We start from the raw sequence: 15,988 nt of genomic DNA, 5'->3' as shown, positions 1-15,988 counted from the left end.
AGTCATGGACTTCGGGTGCCCCTTCCGTACGGAGGCGGGACGCTAGGCCGACGGCACCGCGTGGGCCGCGTCCGTGCCCCAGCTGGCCAGCAGCCGCAGGGAGTCGGCGGACGGGGAGCCCGGTTCGGCGTGGTAGGTCAGCAGGGACTGGTCCGTGTCGTCCGTCAGGCGGAACGACTCGAAGTTCAGGGACAGGTCGCCCACCAGCGGATGGTGCAGGCGCTTGACGCCGTGGCTCTTCTCCTTGACGTCGTGGGTCGCCCACAGCCGGCGGAACTCCTCGCTCTTGACGGAGAGTTCACCGACGAGCGCCGACAGCCGCGGGTCGTCGGGATAGCACCCCGCGTCCATGCGCAGGGCGCACACGATGTCGATCGCCTTCTGCTCCCAGTCGACGAACAGGTCGCGGTAGTCCGGGCGCAGGAACACCAGCCGGGCCCAGTTGCGCTCCGCCGCCGGCAGCTCCGCCCAGTCCCCGAAGAGCGCCGCCGCCATCCGGTTCCAGGCGAGGATCTCCGAGCGGCGCCCCACGACGTACGCCGGCACGCCGTCCATCGTGTCCAGCAGCTGCCGCAGCGAGGAGCGGACCTGCTGCTGGCGCGCCGACGGCTTCTTCTTGTGCGACTTCGGCTTGGCCAGATGCGTCAGGTGCGCGTGCTCGGCGTCCGACAGCCTCAGCGCCCGGGCGATCGAGTCGAGGACCTCCGCCGAGACGTTCCGCCCGTTGCCCTGTTCGAGGCGGGTGTAGTACGCCACCGAGACCCCCGCCAGCTGCGCGAGCTCCTCGCGGCGCAGCCCCGGCACGCGCCGGTGCCGGCCGAAGTCGGGCAGTCCGACGTCCTCCGGCTTCAGGCGGGCCCGCCGGCTGCGCAGGAACTCGCTCAGCTCGGCCCGCCGGTCCAGCGGCGGGGAGGCGGGCAGGGGGTGGTTCTCCATACGTCCAGTATTCATGGTCGTACGCACGGGAGCCTGACCCCGCCAGTGGTAGGCACGGCAGTCGTACGCAGAGGCGTGGTCTGGGTGGGCGCCGTAGCGTGAGAGAGAGTGATTGCGTGTCCGGCGGAAAGGCAGCCGGCCACGATGACATCGCTAGGAGAACCCCGGCATGACCACCACTGTTGCTGCTTACGCCGCGCCTGCCGCGAAGGCCCCGCTGGAGCGGACCACGATCGAGCGGCGCGCGGTCGGCGAGTTCGACGTCCTCATCGACATCGAGTTCGCCGGTATCTGCCACTCCGACATCCACCAGGCCCGGGAGGGCTGGGGCACCGCGATCTTCCCGATGGTGCCCGGTCACGAGATCGCGGGCGTCGTCTCCGAGGTCGGCCCGGGTGTCACGAAGTACGCCGTCGGCGACCGTGTGGGCGTCGGCTGCATGGTCGACTCCTGCCGGGAGTGCGACAACTGCAGGGCCGGTCTGCAGCAGTACTGCACCGGAGGCGGCCCGACCTGGACGTACAACTCCGTCGGCAAGGACGGGCAGCCCACCTACGGCGGCTACTCGCACAAGATCGTCGTCGACGAGAACTACGTCGTCCGCATCCCCGACGGCCTCGCCCTCGACGTGGCCGCCCCGCTGCTGTGCGCCGGCATCACCACCTACTCGCCCCTCAGGCACTGGAACGCCGGTCCGGGCAAGAGGGTCGCGGTCGTCGGCCTGGGCGGCCTCGGGCACATGGGAGTGAAGATCGCCGCCGCCCTCGGCGCGGAGGTCACGGTCCTTTCCCAGTCCCTGCGCAAGAAGGACGACGGACTGAAGCTGGGCGCCACGCACTACCACGCCACCAGCGACCCGAAGACCTTCGAGGACCTCAAGGGCACCTTCGACATCATCCTGAACACGGTCTCGGCGCCGCTGGACTTCGACGCCTACCTGTCCCTGCTGCGCACCGACGGTGCGCTGGTGAACGTCGGCATCCCCGAGGAGCCGGTGAACATCCTGCTCTCCTCGGTGTTCGGCCACCGCCGCAGCATCAGCAGCTCCGGCATCGGAGGCATCCCGGAGACCCAGGAGATGCTCGACTTCTGCGCCGAGCACCACCTGGGCGCCGAGATCGAACTGATCCGCGCCGACCAGATCAACGAGGCGTACGAGCGGGTCGTGAACAGCGACGTCCGCTACCGCTTCGTGATCGACACGGCCACGATCTGACGCCTCGGGCGGGCGTGCGCCGGCGGCCCGGCAGTCACAGCAGATACGGCCCGCCGACCAGGGGGTGAGCGCGCCGACCGGCATCTCCAGCGGCGGCAGGGTGCGGGTGCGGGTGAGACGGCGGGCAGGGCGCGGTCGGCGCCACGCCGTCCACCGGCGTGGCGGACTCCCCCCGCGCCCTGCCCGCCGTGTCCGTCGCCGGCGGACTCGCGCACGCACGACGCGCACTCCGATCACTTGCCAAGGCCCACCTTGGCTGCTCTTGACCGGATTCACCCCGGGCTCCCGTCCGACCCGGCCCCCTACTCCACGGCGAACCCCTCCCCGGCCCGGCAGGCCCGCACGAGCACACCCCCGCCGCCGTCCGGCCGTACGACATGGACGCGCCCCCGGCCGGCGACCCGGGCCTCCCCGCCCTCCACGGTGACCAGCGTGTTCTCGTCCACGGCGACCCCGTACGGCACCTCCCCGCGCGCGACGGCCCCGACCAGCCGCGCCAGCGTCCCCCACTGTGCCGCGTGGACGTCCACCGCGAACGGCACCAGCCCGAGCCCCGCCCGCACCTCGACCTCCGCCAGATCCTCCCCGGTCTCCTCCGGGCACACCGGCACCCCGTCCACCAGCCACCCGCCGACCACCGCCCGTCGGGCGGCCACGGCGGCACCGGCGGAGAAGCCCGCGTACGGCATCCCGCGACCGGCGAGCAGCCCCGCCAGCCGCTCTCGGCAGTCCGCGAGCGCCTCCTGATAGGCGGGCGTCAGACCACCGCACACCAGCAGTCCGCCGATCGCGTCCGGCGCGTCCTCCAGCGCCTCCTCCGGCTCGAACCGGCCGCCGAGCGGCACGAACAACGGCACGGGCGTGCACGGCCCCGCCTTCCGCAGCGCGCCGGCGTACCGCTCGAACTGCGCCGCCCCGTCCCCCTCGTCGACGATCAGACACCCGACGCGCCGATCCTCGCCGACCGCACGGACGAACGGCTCGTACACCTCGGCCGTGTTCCATCCGCCGCCGATCAGAAACGTGCTCATCCCCGTTGCCTCCCCTTGTCGTTCCGCGAGCGGCGAATGTACGGGGGAGAGGCCGCCGCCGTCGCCGGATTTACCGGCCGGTCCGCGCCGCCGCCCCCCAGCAGCGCGGCCGCGTTGCCGCCGGGGGGCGTCCGTGGTCCTGCGCTCGGGGGGTCGTCGGTCGTCGCCCGGTCAGGGGGCGTTCACCGGCTCCCGGTCAGGGGGAGTCCGCTGGCTCGCGGTCAGGGGTCGTCCGTCGGCCCCCGTCGCCAGATCCAGCCCGGAACGAGGATCATCCCGTCCACGGTGATCACCACCCCTGCCGGAGGCAACGACCGCACCGGCACGTCGGCCCGGCACACGCGCACGGCACACGGCGCGCGACGGCGGGCTCCTCACTGGGGGCGCAGACCGCTGCTCCTGCGCGCCCAGCGGGTGCGGGTGGCCCCGAAGCCCGTCTCGTGGTCCCAGACATGCCTGCACGAGGGGCACTGCAGGTGCAGGAGGCTGCCGGTGTTGGTGAGCAGATAGCGCCAGTGCCGCGAGCACCTGCGGCGCTGCTCGCACGTGGCGCAGCCCCGGTGGTCCGCGCAGTTCGGGCAGGTCACCCAGGCGCGGCGCCCGATGTCCGCCTGGGGATCAAGCGGAAGCACGGCCGTCCCCGCGCCGCGGGAGGACACCGGCCGCGACGAGGTCGTCGTACAGCCGCTGCTGCTCCGGGTCGAGCCCGGAGTACAGCATGTCGTACGCCTCCTCCTCGCCGCGCAGTGCCTCGACGGGGTCCCAGCCGGCCCCGAGCGCCTCCATGACGTGGGCCCGCCGGGTCATCTCATGGCCGGTGAGATCGACGGCGAAGTCGACCGGTTCGGCGGGAAGGGGGGTGTCTTGGGCGGACATATGGCGAACATAGGTACGCCTTCCCGTCGTGACAAGAGCGGGTGGGACACATCACAGCAGGTCGACGGCCCGCGCCGTCTCGTTGCGCACCCGGCAGTAGTACGCCGCCGCCCCGTCGCCCCGGTAGCTCCACGGCACCGCGTCCACATACCCGTCGACCAGCTTGAACTGTTCCAGCGCCGCCTCGTGCCGGTCCTGCAGGTGCAGGTAGAACGCCAGCAGGTGGCGCAGCTGGGCGAGGCCCGGCCGGCCGGGATCCACGGCTGCCGCTGCCGCCGCGTCCGCGAGGCCCGCGTCGACCCGGGCCACCATCTCGGGCGTGCCGTCGGCCGCGACATCGGTCGATCTGTCGTGCTCGTAGTGCGCGACCAGCGGCAGCACCGTCAGCAGACTGCCCACCGGCGCCTCGGCCGCCGCCCGCTCGGCGAACTCGAACGCCAGCTCCTCGGACCCCCGCCACTTCGCGCACCAGTACTGCAGCGCCGCGTAGTGGGCGCCGTAGTGGTGCGGGGCACGCGTGGTGATCTGCGCCCACAGCTTGTCCATCTCCGCGTGCGGGTAGCCGAGTCCCAGCGCCACCCAGATCTCCACGATGTACGGCGTCGGGTCGTCGGGGTTCAGCGCGGCCGCCCGCGCGATCTCCTCACGCGCGGCGGCCAGCATGCGGTGGAAGCCGTCGAACTGCTCTCGCGTCGTGTTCTCGGCCAGCAGCGAACCGCGTAGCTCCCAGGCCAGGTACACGGTGCTCTGTGCCCTGACCACGGCCGCGTCCGGGTCCTCGGGGCGTGCCGCCTCCCAGGCCAGGAGCCAGGCGTCCTCCTCGGCCGCGATCGTGCCCAGCAGCGCGGTGACCGTCGAACGGCGCTCCCAGTCCCGGCCGATGTCGCCGAGCAGCTCGGCGGCGGGCCGCCAGTCGCCGCCGCGCACCGCGGTGACAGCGGCCGACCACTCCTCGGGCAGCGGCGCGGCGTGCTCGGTGTCCTGCTCCTCGGCGGGCAGCAGGCCGAGCCGCTGCGCGGCCTGTTCCGCCTCGTCGGGGCCGGGAGGGCTGGGCGAGAAGAGTTCCTTCACGAACACGCCGGTGAACCACACGGCGGCGATCACGACGGGAAGGGCCAGGATCCCCAGGATCCACAGGAGGACGGTCATCGCAGGGTTCGATCCGTTCGTCGGTGGTCGGTGGTGGGTGGTGGGTGGTGGGTCGGCGGTCGTTGCCGGTCGTCGGCCGTCGTTCGCGGCTGGTTGCTGGTTGCTGGTTGCTGGTTGGGGGTTGGCGGTTGCCGTGCGTCGCGGGGCGTGGGCCGGCCGTCAGGCGTGCTGCGCCGCCGGGGGCAGCAGCGCCCGCAGCGGGGCGGTGTCGGGGTGATCGGCGAGCGCCGCGTCCACCGCCGCGTCCAGCGCCGCCTCGGGACCGTCGTCCTGCGCGGTCTGCGCGCTCCAGCCGGGCAGTCGTACGGCGGCCGGGCGGGACCAGGAGAACTCCCAGTGCAGCAGCGAACGGGCGCTGAACTCCGCCAGCACCATCGTCCGCAGCGACCTGGCCAGCACGGGCCGTGCGAACTCGCGGAACACCCGCCCCTTCGCCGCGGCCGCCTCCTGGGACAGCGGCACCCGCTCGGCCAGGCGCCACAGCCCGCCCTCGTCGATGACCTGCAGCAGCGCGACCAACGTCGGCGGCTGCCCGGTGTGGTCGGCCAGCGCCCGGTGCAGCGGGGTGTGGGCGGCGGACAGGCCCGTGGCCATCGAGGCGTCCAGCAGTTCCGCCCAGCCGGCCGTGCGTCCGAACGCGAGCACCTCGTCGGTCAGGACGGCGTCCTCCAGCGTCGCCAGGGTGCGCTCCGGGTCGGTGAGCAGGGCGAGCGCCGCACCTTTGGCCTCCTCGGTGCGGCCGTCCACGGGCAGCGCCTCGATCCGGCGTACGCGCTCGGCGATCGGCGGGTGCGAGTCGTACGGCGAGGCCGGTTCCTCCGGCAGCTCCGAGCGCAGCTTCACCAGCTCCGGTTCACGGGCCGTCAGCAGCCTGCCGAAGCCCCCGAAGAACTCACCGCGCGGCGGCAGCAGCCGGGCGTTCAGCCCGAGGGTGGCGTAGGAGTCGAGATAGAAGCCGTGGGACGCGGACAGCACCGGGATCTCGCGCAACGCCGACGCCGTCGCCTCGCGTCCGGCGATCCGTGCCGCGGCCAGGTCGGCGGCGAACTCCTGGCCGCGCGCCGTGGAGAGCGAGGCGCGCATGTAGAGCTTCGCGTACGCGGTGTAGATCCTCGCCATCGTCCGGTACGTCGCGCCCGAACCGGCGGTGTCGACCTGCTTGGCCTTCTTGCCCCTGGCGATCCGCTTGGCGGCGGCCTCCTCCTGCCGCGCCCGCTCGGCGGCCACCTTGCCGTCCGCCTTCGCGTGGAACTGCCCGATGACCCGGGCCAGCTGCACCCGGCCGCGCACGACCAGCGCGGACAGCCGGGTGTCGCCGCCGGTGAAGTGGCCGTACTCGTGGGCGAGTACGGCCCGCAGCTGGGCCTCGGTCAGACCGGTCAGCAGCGGTACGCCGAGGTACAGCCGGCGCGGGCCGGGGCGCAGGCCGAGCAGCCGCGGCTCCTCGCTGACGGACGCGTTGACGTCGCCGGTGAGCAGGATCCGGTCGGGGACGCGGGTGCCGGACGCTGCCGCGACATCCCGGACCAGCGCCCACAGCCGGGGCTCCTCGGCCTCCGTGACCGGGATGCCGGGACCCTCCTCGCCCCTGGGCGTGCGCAGCATGAACATGCCGCGGACGACGGGGACGGCGAGCAGCACCGAGATGATGGCGAGCTTCACGGCGACGGGGCCGTGCCCCCAGGTGAACAGGACGACGTCGAGACCGAACAGCGCCGCCAGCAGCACGAGACTCAGCAGATAGAAACCGAGCAGCAGAACGAGAGCGCGCAGCGCGCGCAGAGTTGCGCCCATCGGGCAGATCCCCCCACAGGACCTCAGAAACAGGACATGACGGCCAGGGCAGCACGCGGCCCGGGCCGGGCCGACGGCCGGTCGGCGCGGGTGGTGCCGTGGTGCGGGTGGTGCGGTGTGGGGGGATGCCGGAGTATGCCCTACCGCAGGTCAGGAGGGCAATGCGGATACCGGGCGACGCCGGCTCGGACGGGGGTGGGGGCGTGGGTGCGCTGCCGGGTCAGCCAGGTGGACCGGGTCGGCAGGGTCGACCAGGGCGGCCGGGTCGGCCGGGCGAGCAGGGTGGGCCGGTCAGCCGGGGAGGGCGGCCGGGCTGCCGCCGTTGGCCTCGTAACCGGCCACCGCCAGGGCGCGGTAGACGGCGAACTCGGCGGCCGGGTCGGCGGACAGCGTCCAGGGCAGCGCGCCGATGTGCCCGTCGACGTGTATCAGCTGGTGCATGGCCTCCTGCCAGCGCTCGGCGCGGACCAGGAAGAAGATCAGCAGGTGGCGGACGTGCGCGAGCATCGGGTCGTCGGGGTGGGCCGAGTGCACCGCGTGCAGGGCGCCGTGCATCGCCTTGGTGACGACCTCGCTCTGGTAGAAGCTCGCCACCAGATTCACCTCGGGGAGGTGTTCGAAGACCGCGAACAGGGGCAGCGCGGCGAGCAGCGAGCCCTGCGGGGCGCGGGCCGCGGCGGCCTCCGCGAAGGAGTAGGCCTCCTCGCGCGAGCCGTGCCACTTCTCGCACCAGTGGTGCAGCGCGGCGAGATGCGCGCCCATGTGGTGCGGCGCGCGGTCGAGGATCTTCAGCCACAGCTGGTCGAACTCGGCCTGCGGATAGGCGAGTCCGCGGGCGACGGACAGCTCGATGACGTACGGCACCGGGTCGCCGGGGGCGAGCAGGGCCGCCTGCGCGCACGCGTCCCGGGCCTCCTCCATGATGATCCGGAAGTCGTCCGTGCCGGGCGTCGACGTCCGCCAGGCCTGCTGCACCAGGAACTCCGCGTAGACGGCGGCGCCGCCCGCGTCCTTGGGCTGCTCGGCCCGCCACACCCGCAGCCACTGGCCGCCCGGCGTCTCGTGCACCCCGCCGGGCCGCTGCTGCAGCTCCAGCGCGGCGGCGCCCGCGAAGGCCTGCACCCGCTGCCAGCGCTGCTCCTCCTCGGCGCCGGTGCCGGCCAGCAGCTGGGAGGCCGCACGATAGTCCTGCGTGCGCTGCACCAACTCCAGCACGTCCAGCAGATCCTGGTCCGGCCCCGGCATGCGCACATCCAGCTCCTCCTGGCGCACGAAGCCGTAGGCCGCCGGGTCGGCGGCGTCCGGGTGCCCCGGGGGAACCTGCTCGATCACCCCGCGCCTGCGCCGCATGAGCGGGAGCAGCACGAAGCTCAGCATGAGCAGCGCCATCAGCAGCCAGAGAATCGCCATGCCCCAAGCGAACCAGACGCCGCCGACAATTGGCGAACCCCACCACCGGGCTGTGGAAAACTCCGGGCCCGTCCATGACAGGACGGCTGAGCGCCGGGGCGATGCGGGGAAATCCCTCGGTTCGGCGGCGTGTGAGCCGCGCGGGCGCCAGCATCCGGCCGAGCGCATTACGCTCGGTGGACATGAGCGACAGGCACATCAGTCAGCACTTCGAGACCCTCGCGATCCACGCGGGCAACACCGCGGATCCCCTCACCGGCGCGGTCGTCCCGCCCATCTACCAGGTTTCGACCTACAAGCAGGACGGCGTCGGCGGGCTGCGCGGCGGTTACGAGTACAGCCGCAGCGCCAACCCCACCCGTACCGCCCTCGAGGAGAACCTCGCCGCACTCGAGGGCGGCCGTCGCGGCCTCGCCTTCGCGTCCGGTCTGGCGGCCGAGGACACCCTGCTGCGCACGCTGCTCACCCCCGGTGACCACGTGGTGATCCCGAACGACGCCTACGGCGGTACCTTCCGGCTCTTCGCCAAGGTCGCCACCCGCTGGGGCGTGGAGTGGTCCGTCGCCGACACCAGCGACCCGGCCGCCGTACGGGCCGCGATCACCCCGAAGACCAAGGCCGTCTGGGTGGAGACCCCCTCCAACCCCCTGCTCGGCATCACCGACATCGCCGCCCTCGCTCAGGTCGCGCACGACGCGGGCGCGAAGCTCGTCGTCGACAACACCTTCGCCACGCCCTACCTCCAGCAGCCGCTGTCGCTCGGCGCGGACGTCGTCGTCCACTCCCTCACCAAGTACATGGGCGGTCACTCGGACGTGGTCGGCGGTGCGCTGATCGTCTCCGACCAGGGCCTCGGCGAGGAGCTGGCCTACCACCAGAACGCGATGGGCGCCGTCGCCGGCCCCTTCGACTCCTGGCTTGTGCTGCGCGGCACCAAGACCCTCGCGGTGCGGATGGACCGGCACAGCGAGAACGCCACGAAGATCGCCGACATGCTGACCCGGCACGCGCGCGTGACCAGCGTGCTCTACCCGGGCCTGCCCGAGCACCCCGGCCACGAGGTCGCCGCCAAGCAGATGAAGGCGTTCGGCGGCATGGTGTCCTTCCGCGTCGAGGGCGGCGAGGAGGCCGCGGTCGAGGTGTGCAACCGGGCCAAGGTGTTCACCCTCGGCGAGTCCCTCGGCGGCGTCGAGTCCCTGATCGAGCACCCGGGCCGGATGACGCACGCCTCCGCGGCCGGTTCCGCGCTGGAGGTCCCCGCCGACCTGGTGCGCCTGTCCGTGGGCATCGAGAACGTCGACGACCTGCTGGCGGACCTGCAGCAGGCCCTGGGTTAACCGAAACGGCGCCGGCTCACCAGCCGGTGATCGGCGGAGTCGTCTGGGAGGGCGGCTCCGCCCACGGGTGCACACGCGCCGCCCAGACGCTGAACGCGACGGCCGCGGCACACGCCAGCAGCCACAGCACCCGGCGGACGAGCAGCCTGCGCCGCAGCAGGCGCTCGCCACGGCGCACCGCCTCCCCGCACAGGTCCGGCGGCACCGGCGGCGGAACCCGCTCCATGATCTGCCGCGCGGCGCCCTCCCGTTCGGCCCGGTTCACCCCGGCCTCCCCTCGCGTGGCGGTGCCGATGTCACCGGGCCGCGAGAACCACCCCGAGTGCTCTTGCCGCCCCGCCCCCTCATGACGGCACCACCTTCCGGCCCGCCGTCCGTGGGTCCGCGGGACGGGCCGGGTGCAGCAGGGTGGCGGTCGCGCGGTCGCAGATGGTGTGGACGCGTTCCCTCGGCAGGCCGAGCAGGGCCGCCGCCTGCTCTTCGGCGACGCCTTCGTACAGGCGAAGTACGAGGATCAGCCGCTCCTGCGCGGTGAGCGCGGCGAGCGGAGCGCGTGGATCCGGGCGGGCGTGGCCGAAGACGGCGTACCGCTGCCAGGTCGCGCGTGCGAACCGGGTGGCGAGGTACTGGCGGGCGCAGTCGTACGGATCCTCGCCGTGCAGCCGGTCCCAGCGCGCGTAGGTGTGGGCGAGCGCGAGCGTCAGAAGGCGCCGCGCGCGGGGGTTGGCCTGCGGGGCCTCCGCCGTGAGCAGGGTGGCGGCATGCAGCAGACGTCCGGCCGCGCCCGCGACGAACGCCTCGAACTCCCGGGCCCGGCGGGCACTTCGGGACACCTGCCGATCACGCACCGCGCCTCCTCCTGGAGGAGCCCTGTCCGGTACGGGACAGGTGAACCGCGTACCACACAGGACCCGGTCTCATATGAGGCCAGCGGCGGCCCGGGGTCAAGACTCCGGAACCGACCAGTACCGCCGGGCGCCCGGCGAGCCGGTGCCGAGGCGGCCGTCCGCCTTCAGGACGCCGGCGACTGCTCCACCGGACCGGTCCCCTGCACCGTCATCCGCGCGGAGAGCGCGGTGTTGAAGCGGGTCAGGAGCGTGCAGAACTGCTCGCGCTCCTCCGGTGCCCAGTCGTGTGTCAGCTCGGCCATCAGCTGACGTCTGGAACAGCGCACCTCCTCCAGCCGGGCGACCCCGCGCGGCGACAGCTGGAGCACCACCGCACGCCCGTCCTCCGGGTGCGAGGTGCGCTTGACGAGCCCGGTGTCGACCAGCGGAGCCACCTGCCGGGTGACCGTGGAGGAGTCGATGCCCATGCTCGCGGCGAGCGCCTTGACGCCCATCGGGCCTTCCTTGTCGAGGCGGTTGAGCAGCAGATAGGCCGCGCGGTCCATGGAGTTGCGCACCTGCCCGACACCGCCGAGCCGCGTCTGTTCGGCACGGCGGGCGAACACCGCCACCTCGTGCTGGAGCGTGTCGAGAAGACCGGTGTCACCGACGGTCGTCATGTCCATCGACATTTCAGGTGTTGTGGGCATGGCCGGAGGCTCGCTTCATGAAGGGCTGCTGGGTTGGGGGACAGGGTACGCGGCCCGGCGCCAAGCCGTACCGGCGCTGCGCAAACCGGTCTCGCAGCTTGGTCACACGAGTCGTGTACGAGCGTGAACTGCGATCCTGGATTCATGAGCTACGGCACGATTGACTCCTTGCGTTCCGTCACCCTCGACGATGTGCGCGGTGCCCAGAGGATGCTCTCGGGTGTCGCGCGGGTGACCGCGATGGAAGGCAGCCGGTACCTGTCCCGGCTGGTCGGCTCGCCGGTGCATCTCAAGTGCGAGAACCTCCAGCGCACCGGCTCCTTCAAGCTGCGCGGCGCGTATGTGCGCATCGCCGGGCTGCTGCCGGAGGAGCGGGCGGCCGGTGTGGTGGCCGCGAGCGCCGGGAACCACGCGCAGGGCGTGGCGCTGGCCTCGTCGCTGCTCGGAGTGCACTCCACGGTGTTCATGCCGAAGGGCGCGCCGCTGCCGAAGGTCAGCGCGACCCGGGACTACGGCGCCGAGGTGCGGCTGCACGGCCAGGTCGTCGACGAGACGCTGGCCGCCGCCGAGGAGTACGCGGCCGAGACGGGCGCGGTGTTCATCCACCCCTTCGACCACCCCGACATCATCGCGGGCCAGGGCACGGTCGGCCTGGAGATCCTGGAGCAGTGCCCGGAGCTTCGCACGATCGTCGTCGGTGTCGGCGGCGGCGGGCTCGCGGCCGGGATCGCGGTCGCGGTGAAGGCGATCCGGCCCGAGGTCCGGATCGTCGGCGTGCAGGCGGAGGGCGCGGCCGCCTATCCGCCCTCGCTGGCCGTCGGCCACCCGGTGTCGGTGCAGAACCCGGCGACGATGGCCGACGGCATCAAGGTGGGGCGGCCGGGCCTGGTGCCGTTCGGGATCATCGCGGACTTGGTCGACGAGGTGCGCACGGTCAGCGAGGACCAATTGTCGGCCGCGCTGCTGCTGTGCCTGGAGCGGGCCAAGCTGGTCGTGGAGCCGGCCGGGGCGAGCCCGGTCGCGGCGCTGCTGGGCGCGCCGGACGCCTTCGAGGGCCCCGTCGTCGCGGTGCTCTCCGGCGGGAACGTGGACCCGGTGCTGATGCAGCGGGTGCTGCGGCACGGCATGGCCGCGCAGGGCCGCTACCTGGCCGTCCGGCTCCGGCTGACGGACCGCCCGGGCGCCCTCGCCACACTGCTCGGGGTGCTGTCGGCGGTCGACGCCAACGTCCTCGACGTCAGTCACGTACGAACCGACCCGCGGCTCGGGCTCACGGAGGTGGAGGTCGAGCTGCACCTGGAGACGAAGGGCCCGGCGCACTGCGCCGAGGTCGGCCAGGCGCTGCGGCACGCGGGATACACGGTCATCGGCTGACGCCGGGCAGGACTCGCCACCCGTCCGGGTGAACCGCATTGTAGAACGCGATACATCGCGTTATGGTGGGAGGTGGGGTCGCCGGCCCGCGCCGCCGTACCCGCGGAAAGGGCGGGCGCGGCAGGGCGATCAAACCTAGCCTTTGCGAAGAAACCCGCTCAGAAGAAAAAAGTGCCGCCCGACATCCCCGATGACGTGGAGACAGACATGCCAGGCGCCATCCATGCCGAAGGCCTGGTGAAGACCTTCGGCGACGTAAGGGCTCTCGACGGTGTCGACCTGGACGTGCCCGAGGGCACGGTCCTCGGCCTCCTGGGGCCGAACGGTGCCGGCAAGACGACGACCGTCCGCTGCCTGACCACCCTGCTGCGCCCCGACAGTGGCAAGGCGGTCGTCGCCGGCGTGGACGTGCTCAGGCATCCCGACGCCGTACGCCGCTCCATCGGCCTGTCCGGCCAGTTCGCGGCGGTCGACGAGTACCTGACCGGCCGCGAGAACCTGCAGATGGTCGGCCAGCTGTACCAGATGCGGGCCAAGGCGGCCAAGCAGCGCGCGGCCGAGCTGCTGGAGCAGTTCAACCTCGCGGACGCCGCCGACCGCCCCGCCAAGACCTACTCCGGAGGCATGCGCCGCAGGCTCGACCTCGCCGCGGCCCTCGTGGTCTCGCCGCCGGTGATGTTCATGGACGAGCCGACCACGGGACTCGACCCGCGCAACCGCCAGCAGCTGTGGGAGGTCATCAAACAGCTCGTCTCCGGTGGCACGACCCTGCTGCTCACCACCCAGTACCTGGAAGAGGCCGACCACCTCGCCCACGACATCGCGGTGGTCGACCACGGCCGCGTCATCGCCCAGGGCACCTCCGACCAGCTCAAGGCCCAGACGGGCGGGGAGCGCGTCGAGGTCGTGGTGCACGAGCGCGAGCACATCGCGGACGCCGCCGCCCTGCTGGACCGGTACAGCCTGCGTGGCCTCGACAACGGCGCCGTCACCGTCGAGGAGCACACCCGCAGGCTCACGGTCCCCGTCACCGGCGGCGCCAAACTGCTCGCCGAGATCATCCGCGAGCTGGACACCCGCGGGATCGAGATAGACGACATCGGACTGCGCCGCCCCACCCTCGACGACGTCTTCCTGTCGCTGACGGGACACGTCGCTGAGACAGCCGACCCGAGCGAGGCGAACGGCAAGGAGGCCGTCAAGTGAGTGCCGTCAGCGAAGCCGTGCGCGTGGCACCGCCCGGCAATCCCATCGGCCGGTCCTTCCGCGACTCGATGGTCGTTGCGAAACGCAATTTGATTCGCATGTCCAGAATTCCCGAGATGATCATCTACGGGCTCATCCAGCCCATCATGTTCGTGGTGCTGTTCACCTACGTCTTCGGCGGTTCCATGCAGATCGGCGGCAGCGCCAGTCCCGTCGCCTACACGAACTTCCTCATGGCGGGCATCTTCGCGCAGACCGTCACCTTCGCCACCGCCAGCTCCGGCGCCGGTATCGCCGACGACATGCACAAGGGGCTCATCGACCGCTTCCGCTCCCTGCCGATGGCGCGCGGCGCGGTGCTGACCGGGCGTACGCTCGCCGACCTGGTGCAGACGGCCGTGACGCTCGTCGTCCTCGCCGTGGTCGCCCTGCTGGTCGGCTGGCGCGTCGGCTCCAACGGCGACACCAACGCCGGCAAGGTGCTCGCCGCCTTCGGGCTGCTGCTCCTGCTCGGCTACGCCTTCACCTGGATCGGCGCCCTGATCGGCATGTCCGTCCGCACTCCCGAGGCGGCCACGTCCAGCGGGCTGATCTGGCTGTTCCCGGTCACGTTCATCTCCAACGCCTTCGTGGACCCCGGCCACATGACGCCCTGGCTGCGGCACATCGCCGAGTGGAACCCCTTCAGCGCCACCGCGCAGGCCTGCCGTGTGCTCTTCGCCAATCCCGGCCGGTCCACCTCACACGCCTGGCCCATGGAGCACCCGGTCTGGGCCTCGCTGATCTACTCCATACTGATCGTCGCCGTCTTCCGCACGCTCGCGGTCCGCAAGTACCGCTCCGCCGGCGCCTGACGGTCCCGGACACGGCGAAGCCCCCGGTGTCCGGTGGAATCCGGTGGACACCGGGGGCTCAAGGTCCTGTCGGTGGGTGGATCAGCCCGAGTACGGTTCGGCCTTCAGGATCGTCACCGAGGCCTTCTTGCCGTTCGGCAGCTCGTACTCCGCGTCCTCGCCGACCTTGTGGCCGATGACGCCGGCGCCGAGCGGCGACTGCGGCGAGTAGGTCTCGATGTCGGCGCTCGCGTACTCGCGGGAGGCGAGCAGGAACGTCATCGTGTCGTCCTCGTCACCGTCGAAGGCGATCGTGACGACCATGCCGGGCGCGACGGCACCATCGGCCGAGACCGGGGCCTCGCCCACCTTGGCGTTCTCGAGAAGCTGGGTCAGCTGCCGCACGCGCAGCTCCTGCTTGCCCTGCTCCTCCTTGGCCGCGTGGTACCCGCCGTTCTCGCGCAGGTCGCCCTCCTCGCGCGCGGCCGCGATCTTGGCGGCGATCTCCGTGCGCGCAGGACCAGTAAGGTACTCAAGCTCGACCTTGAGCTTGTTGTACGCCTCCTGGGTCAGCCAGGTGACGTTCTCGCTGGTCTGGGTCACAGGGTGCTCCTCGTCGGTACTGGGAATACAAAAGCATCGCCCTGCCAGAAGCATGTTCCCTCTTGGATGGGCGAAACCACGAGCCTAACAATTCAAGGCCGAAAGGGGGAGGACATAAGCCATCAGAATCACATCAACGCAGGTCAGCGCCTACGCATTCCTGGTGAAACCAGGGAGTGTCCGGCCCCTCGTCAGCCGGTGTGACAGCCGAGCAGCTCGGCCGTGGTGCCCTTCGCCGTCGTACGCAGTGTGACGACCTTGTCGATACGCGTGGCCGGCCCGGTGAAGCGGAAGTCGGCCCGGCCCACCTCGGAGCCGTCCGCCGCCTGGGAGCGCAGGGTGCAGTAGCCCGCGGTGCCGGAGTCCTTGTGGACCTCCAGATGCGCCTTGACCGCGTGGTCCGTGGCGTCGAACGTGATCACCTGGGCGCTGATCCTGGTCTGCACGACGTAGTGGTAGGCGAAGTAGCCGACCAGGGCGAGGAGCACCGCGCCGAGCACCGCGCCGGCGACCTTGAGCTTGCGGTCGGCACGCTCGTCCGAGGAGCGGCCGTAGCGGCCCTCGGGCAGCCGCGTGCTCGCCGTGCTCATGATCGTCCTCTCGGCAGAACCGGACCCGGAATTATTCGCCCCCCGATTCCGTCACTATAGAAGCCGCCGATCGCACCGAAGACACGGGGCGCCGAC

General features: G+C 71.9%; 17 protein-coding genes. 5 read left to right on the top strand and 12 right to left on the bottom strand.

What is annotated here, in order from left to right; genetic code table 11:
* Window positions 1-42: 42 nt before the first annotated feature.
* Window positions 43-936, bottom strand: a complete 894-nt coding sequence (locus tag IO33_RS0112965; RefSeq protein WP_031163957.1) for a helix-turn-helix domain-containing protein — start codon at window positions 934-936, stop codon at window positions 43-45.
* A gap of 169 nt (window positions 937-1,105) precedes the next feature.
* Here IO33_RS0112965 and IO33_RS0112960 point away from each other — a divergent pair, with 169 nt between their 5' ends.
* Window positions 1,106-2,152 (top strand): NAD(P)-dependent alcohol dehydrogenase, encoded by a 1,047-nt coding sequence (locus IO33_RS0112960; RefSeq protein ID WP_031163955.1) that lies wholly within the window; start codon window positions 1,106-1,108, stop codon window positions 2,150-2,152.
* A gap of 302 nt (window positions 2,153-2,454) precedes the next feature.
* Here IO33_RS0112960 and IO33_RS0112955 read toward each other — a convergent pair whose 3' ends face one another.
* The 6 genes from IO33_RS0112955 to IO33_RS0112925 all read right to left on the bottom strand — a co-directional run bounded on the left by IO33_RS0112955 (window position 2,455) and on the right by IO33_RS0112925 (window position 8,412).
* Window positions 2,455-3,183, bottom strand: a complete 729-nt coding sequence (locus IO33_RS0112955) for a type 1 glutamine amidotransferase family protein (protein WP_031163953.1) — start codon at window positions 3,181-3,183, stop codon at window positions 2,455-2,457.
* Window positions 3,184-3,557: 374 nt separating this feature from the next.
* A complete protein-coding gene (locus IO33_RS0112945; RefSeq protein ID WP_037685361.1) occupies window positions 3,558-3,815 on the bottom strand; it encodes a hypothetical protein in 258 nt (85 codons plus the stop codon).
* Window positions 3,802-4,059 (bottom strand): DUF6400 family protein, encoded by a 258-nt coding sequence (locus tag IO33_RS0112940; RefSeq protein ID WP_031163948.1) that lies wholly within the window; start codon window positions 4,057-4,059, stop codon window positions 3,802-3,804. Before IO33_RS0112940 ends, IO33_RS0112945 begins: the two co-directional genes overlap by 14 nt.
* Before the next feature lie 51 nt (window positions 4,060-4,110).
* Window positions 4,111-5,208, bottom strand: a complete 1,098-nt coding sequence (locus IO33_RS0112935) for a hypothetical protein (RefSeq protein ID WP_031163946.1) — start codon at window positions 5,206-5,208, stop codon at window positions 4,111-4,113.
* A gap of 159 nt (window positions 5,209-5,367) precedes the next feature.
* Window positions 5,368-7,002 carry a M48 family metallopeptidase gene (locus IO33_RS0112930; RefSeq protein ID WP_031163944.1) on the bottom strand — a complete coding sequence of 545 codons (1,635 nt, stop codon included), beginning with the start codon at window positions 7,000-7,002 and terminating at the stop codon, window positions 5,368-5,370.
* 291 nt (window positions 7,003-7,293) lie between these two features.
* Complete coding sequence (locus tag IO33_RS0112925; protein WP_031163942.1) at window positions 7,294-8,412, bottom strand: hypothetical protein; 1,119 nt, start codon at window positions 8,410-8,412, stop codon at window positions 7,294-7,296.
* Window positions 8,413-8,594: 182 nt separating this feature from the next.
* Between IO33_RS0112925 and IO33_RS0112920 the strand changes: the two genes are divergently transcribed.
* Complete coding sequence (locus tag IO33_RS0112920) at window positions 8,595-9,749, top strand: cystathionine gamma-synthase (RefSeq protein ID WP_031163940.1); 1,155 nt, start codon at window positions 8,595-8,597, stop codon at window positions 9,747-9,749.
* 16 nt (window positions 9,750-9,765) lie between these two features.
* On the opposite strand, the gene IO33_RS0112915 is transcribed toward IO33_RS0112920, so the two are convergent.
* The 3 genes from IO33_RS0112915 to IO33_RS0112905 form a co-directional block, all read right to left on the bottom strand.
* The gene (locus IO33_RS0112915) at window positions 9,766-10,014 is read right to left on the bottom strand and encodes a hypothetical protein (protein ID WP_031163937.1); all 249 of its coding nucleotides are present in this window, start codon (window positions 10,012-10,014) and stop codon (window positions 9,766-9,768) included.
* A 79-nt stretch (window positions 10,015-10,093) separates the two neighbouring features.
* Window positions 10,094-10,597, bottom strand: a complete 504-nt coding sequence (locus tag IO33_RS0112910; protein ID WP_031163934.1) for a sigma factor-like helix-turn-helix DNA-binding protein — start codon at window positions 10,595-10,597, stop codon at window positions 10,094-10,096.
* A 164-nt stretch (window positions 10,598-10,761) separates the two neighbouring features.
* Window positions 10,762-11,268, bottom strand: coding sequence for a MarR family winged helix-turn-helix transcriptional regulator (locus IO33_RS0112905; protein WP_031163931.1), 507 nt, complete (start codon window positions 11,266-11,268; stop codon window positions 10,762-10,764).
* A 162-nt stretch (window positions 11,269-11,430) separates the two neighbouring features.
* Here IO33_RS0112905 and ilvA point away from each other — a divergent pair, with 162 nt between their 5' ends.
* The 3 genes from ilvA (at window position 11,431) to IO33_RS0112890 (ending at window position 14,720) form a co-directional block, all read left to right on the top strand.
* Complete coding sequence (gene ilvA, locus IO33_RS0112900) at window positions 11,431-12,660, top strand: threonine ammonia-lyase (protein WP_031163929.1); 1,230 nt, start codon at window positions 11,431-11,433, stop codon at window positions 12,658-12,660.
* 207 nt (window positions 12,661-12,867) lie between these two features.
* A complete protein-coding gene (locus IO33_RS0112895; RefSeq protein ID WP_031163927.1) occupies window positions 12,868-13,866 on the top strand; it encodes a daunorubicin resistance protein DrrA family ABC transporter ATP-binding protein in 999 nt (332 codons plus the stop codon).
* Window positions 13,863-14,720, top strand: coding sequence for an ABC transporter permease (locus tag IO33_RS0112890; protein WP_031163924.1), 858 nt, complete (start codon window positions 13,863-13,865; stop codon window positions 14,718-14,720). Before IO33_RS0112895 ends, IO33_RS0112890 begins: the two co-directional genes overlap by 4 nt.
* 81 nt (window positions 14,721-14,801) lie before the next feature.
* Here IO33_RS0112890 and greA read toward each other — a convergent pair whose 3' ends face one another.
* Together greA and IO33_RS0112880 are read right to left on the bottom strand one after the other, a co-directional pair.
* Window positions 14,802-15,302, bottom strand: coding sequence for a transcription elongation factor GreA (gene greA / locus IO33_RS0112885; RefSeq protein WP_031163922.1), 501 nt, complete (start codon window positions 15,300-15,302; stop codon window positions 14,802-14,804).
* A 191-nt stretch (window positions 15,303-15,493) separates the two neighbouring features.
* Window positions 15,494-15,892 carry a DUF4307 domain-containing protein gene (locus tag IO33_RS0112880; RefSeq protein WP_031163920.1) on the bottom strand — a complete coding sequence of 133 codons (399 nt, stop codon included), beginning with the start codon at window positions 15,890-15,892 and terminating at the stop codon, window positions 15,494-15,496.
* Window positions 15,893-15,988 lie beyond the last annotated feature (96 nt).

Source organism: Streptomyces durhamensis (genome assembly GCF_000725475.1).
Classification (GTDB): Bacteria; Actinomycetota; Actinomycetes; order Streptomycetales; family Streptomycetaceae; genus Streptomyces; species Streptomyces filipinensis.
Note: the sequence above shows the minus strand (reverse complement) of the source record. Positions and strands in the feature narration are given on the sequence as shown.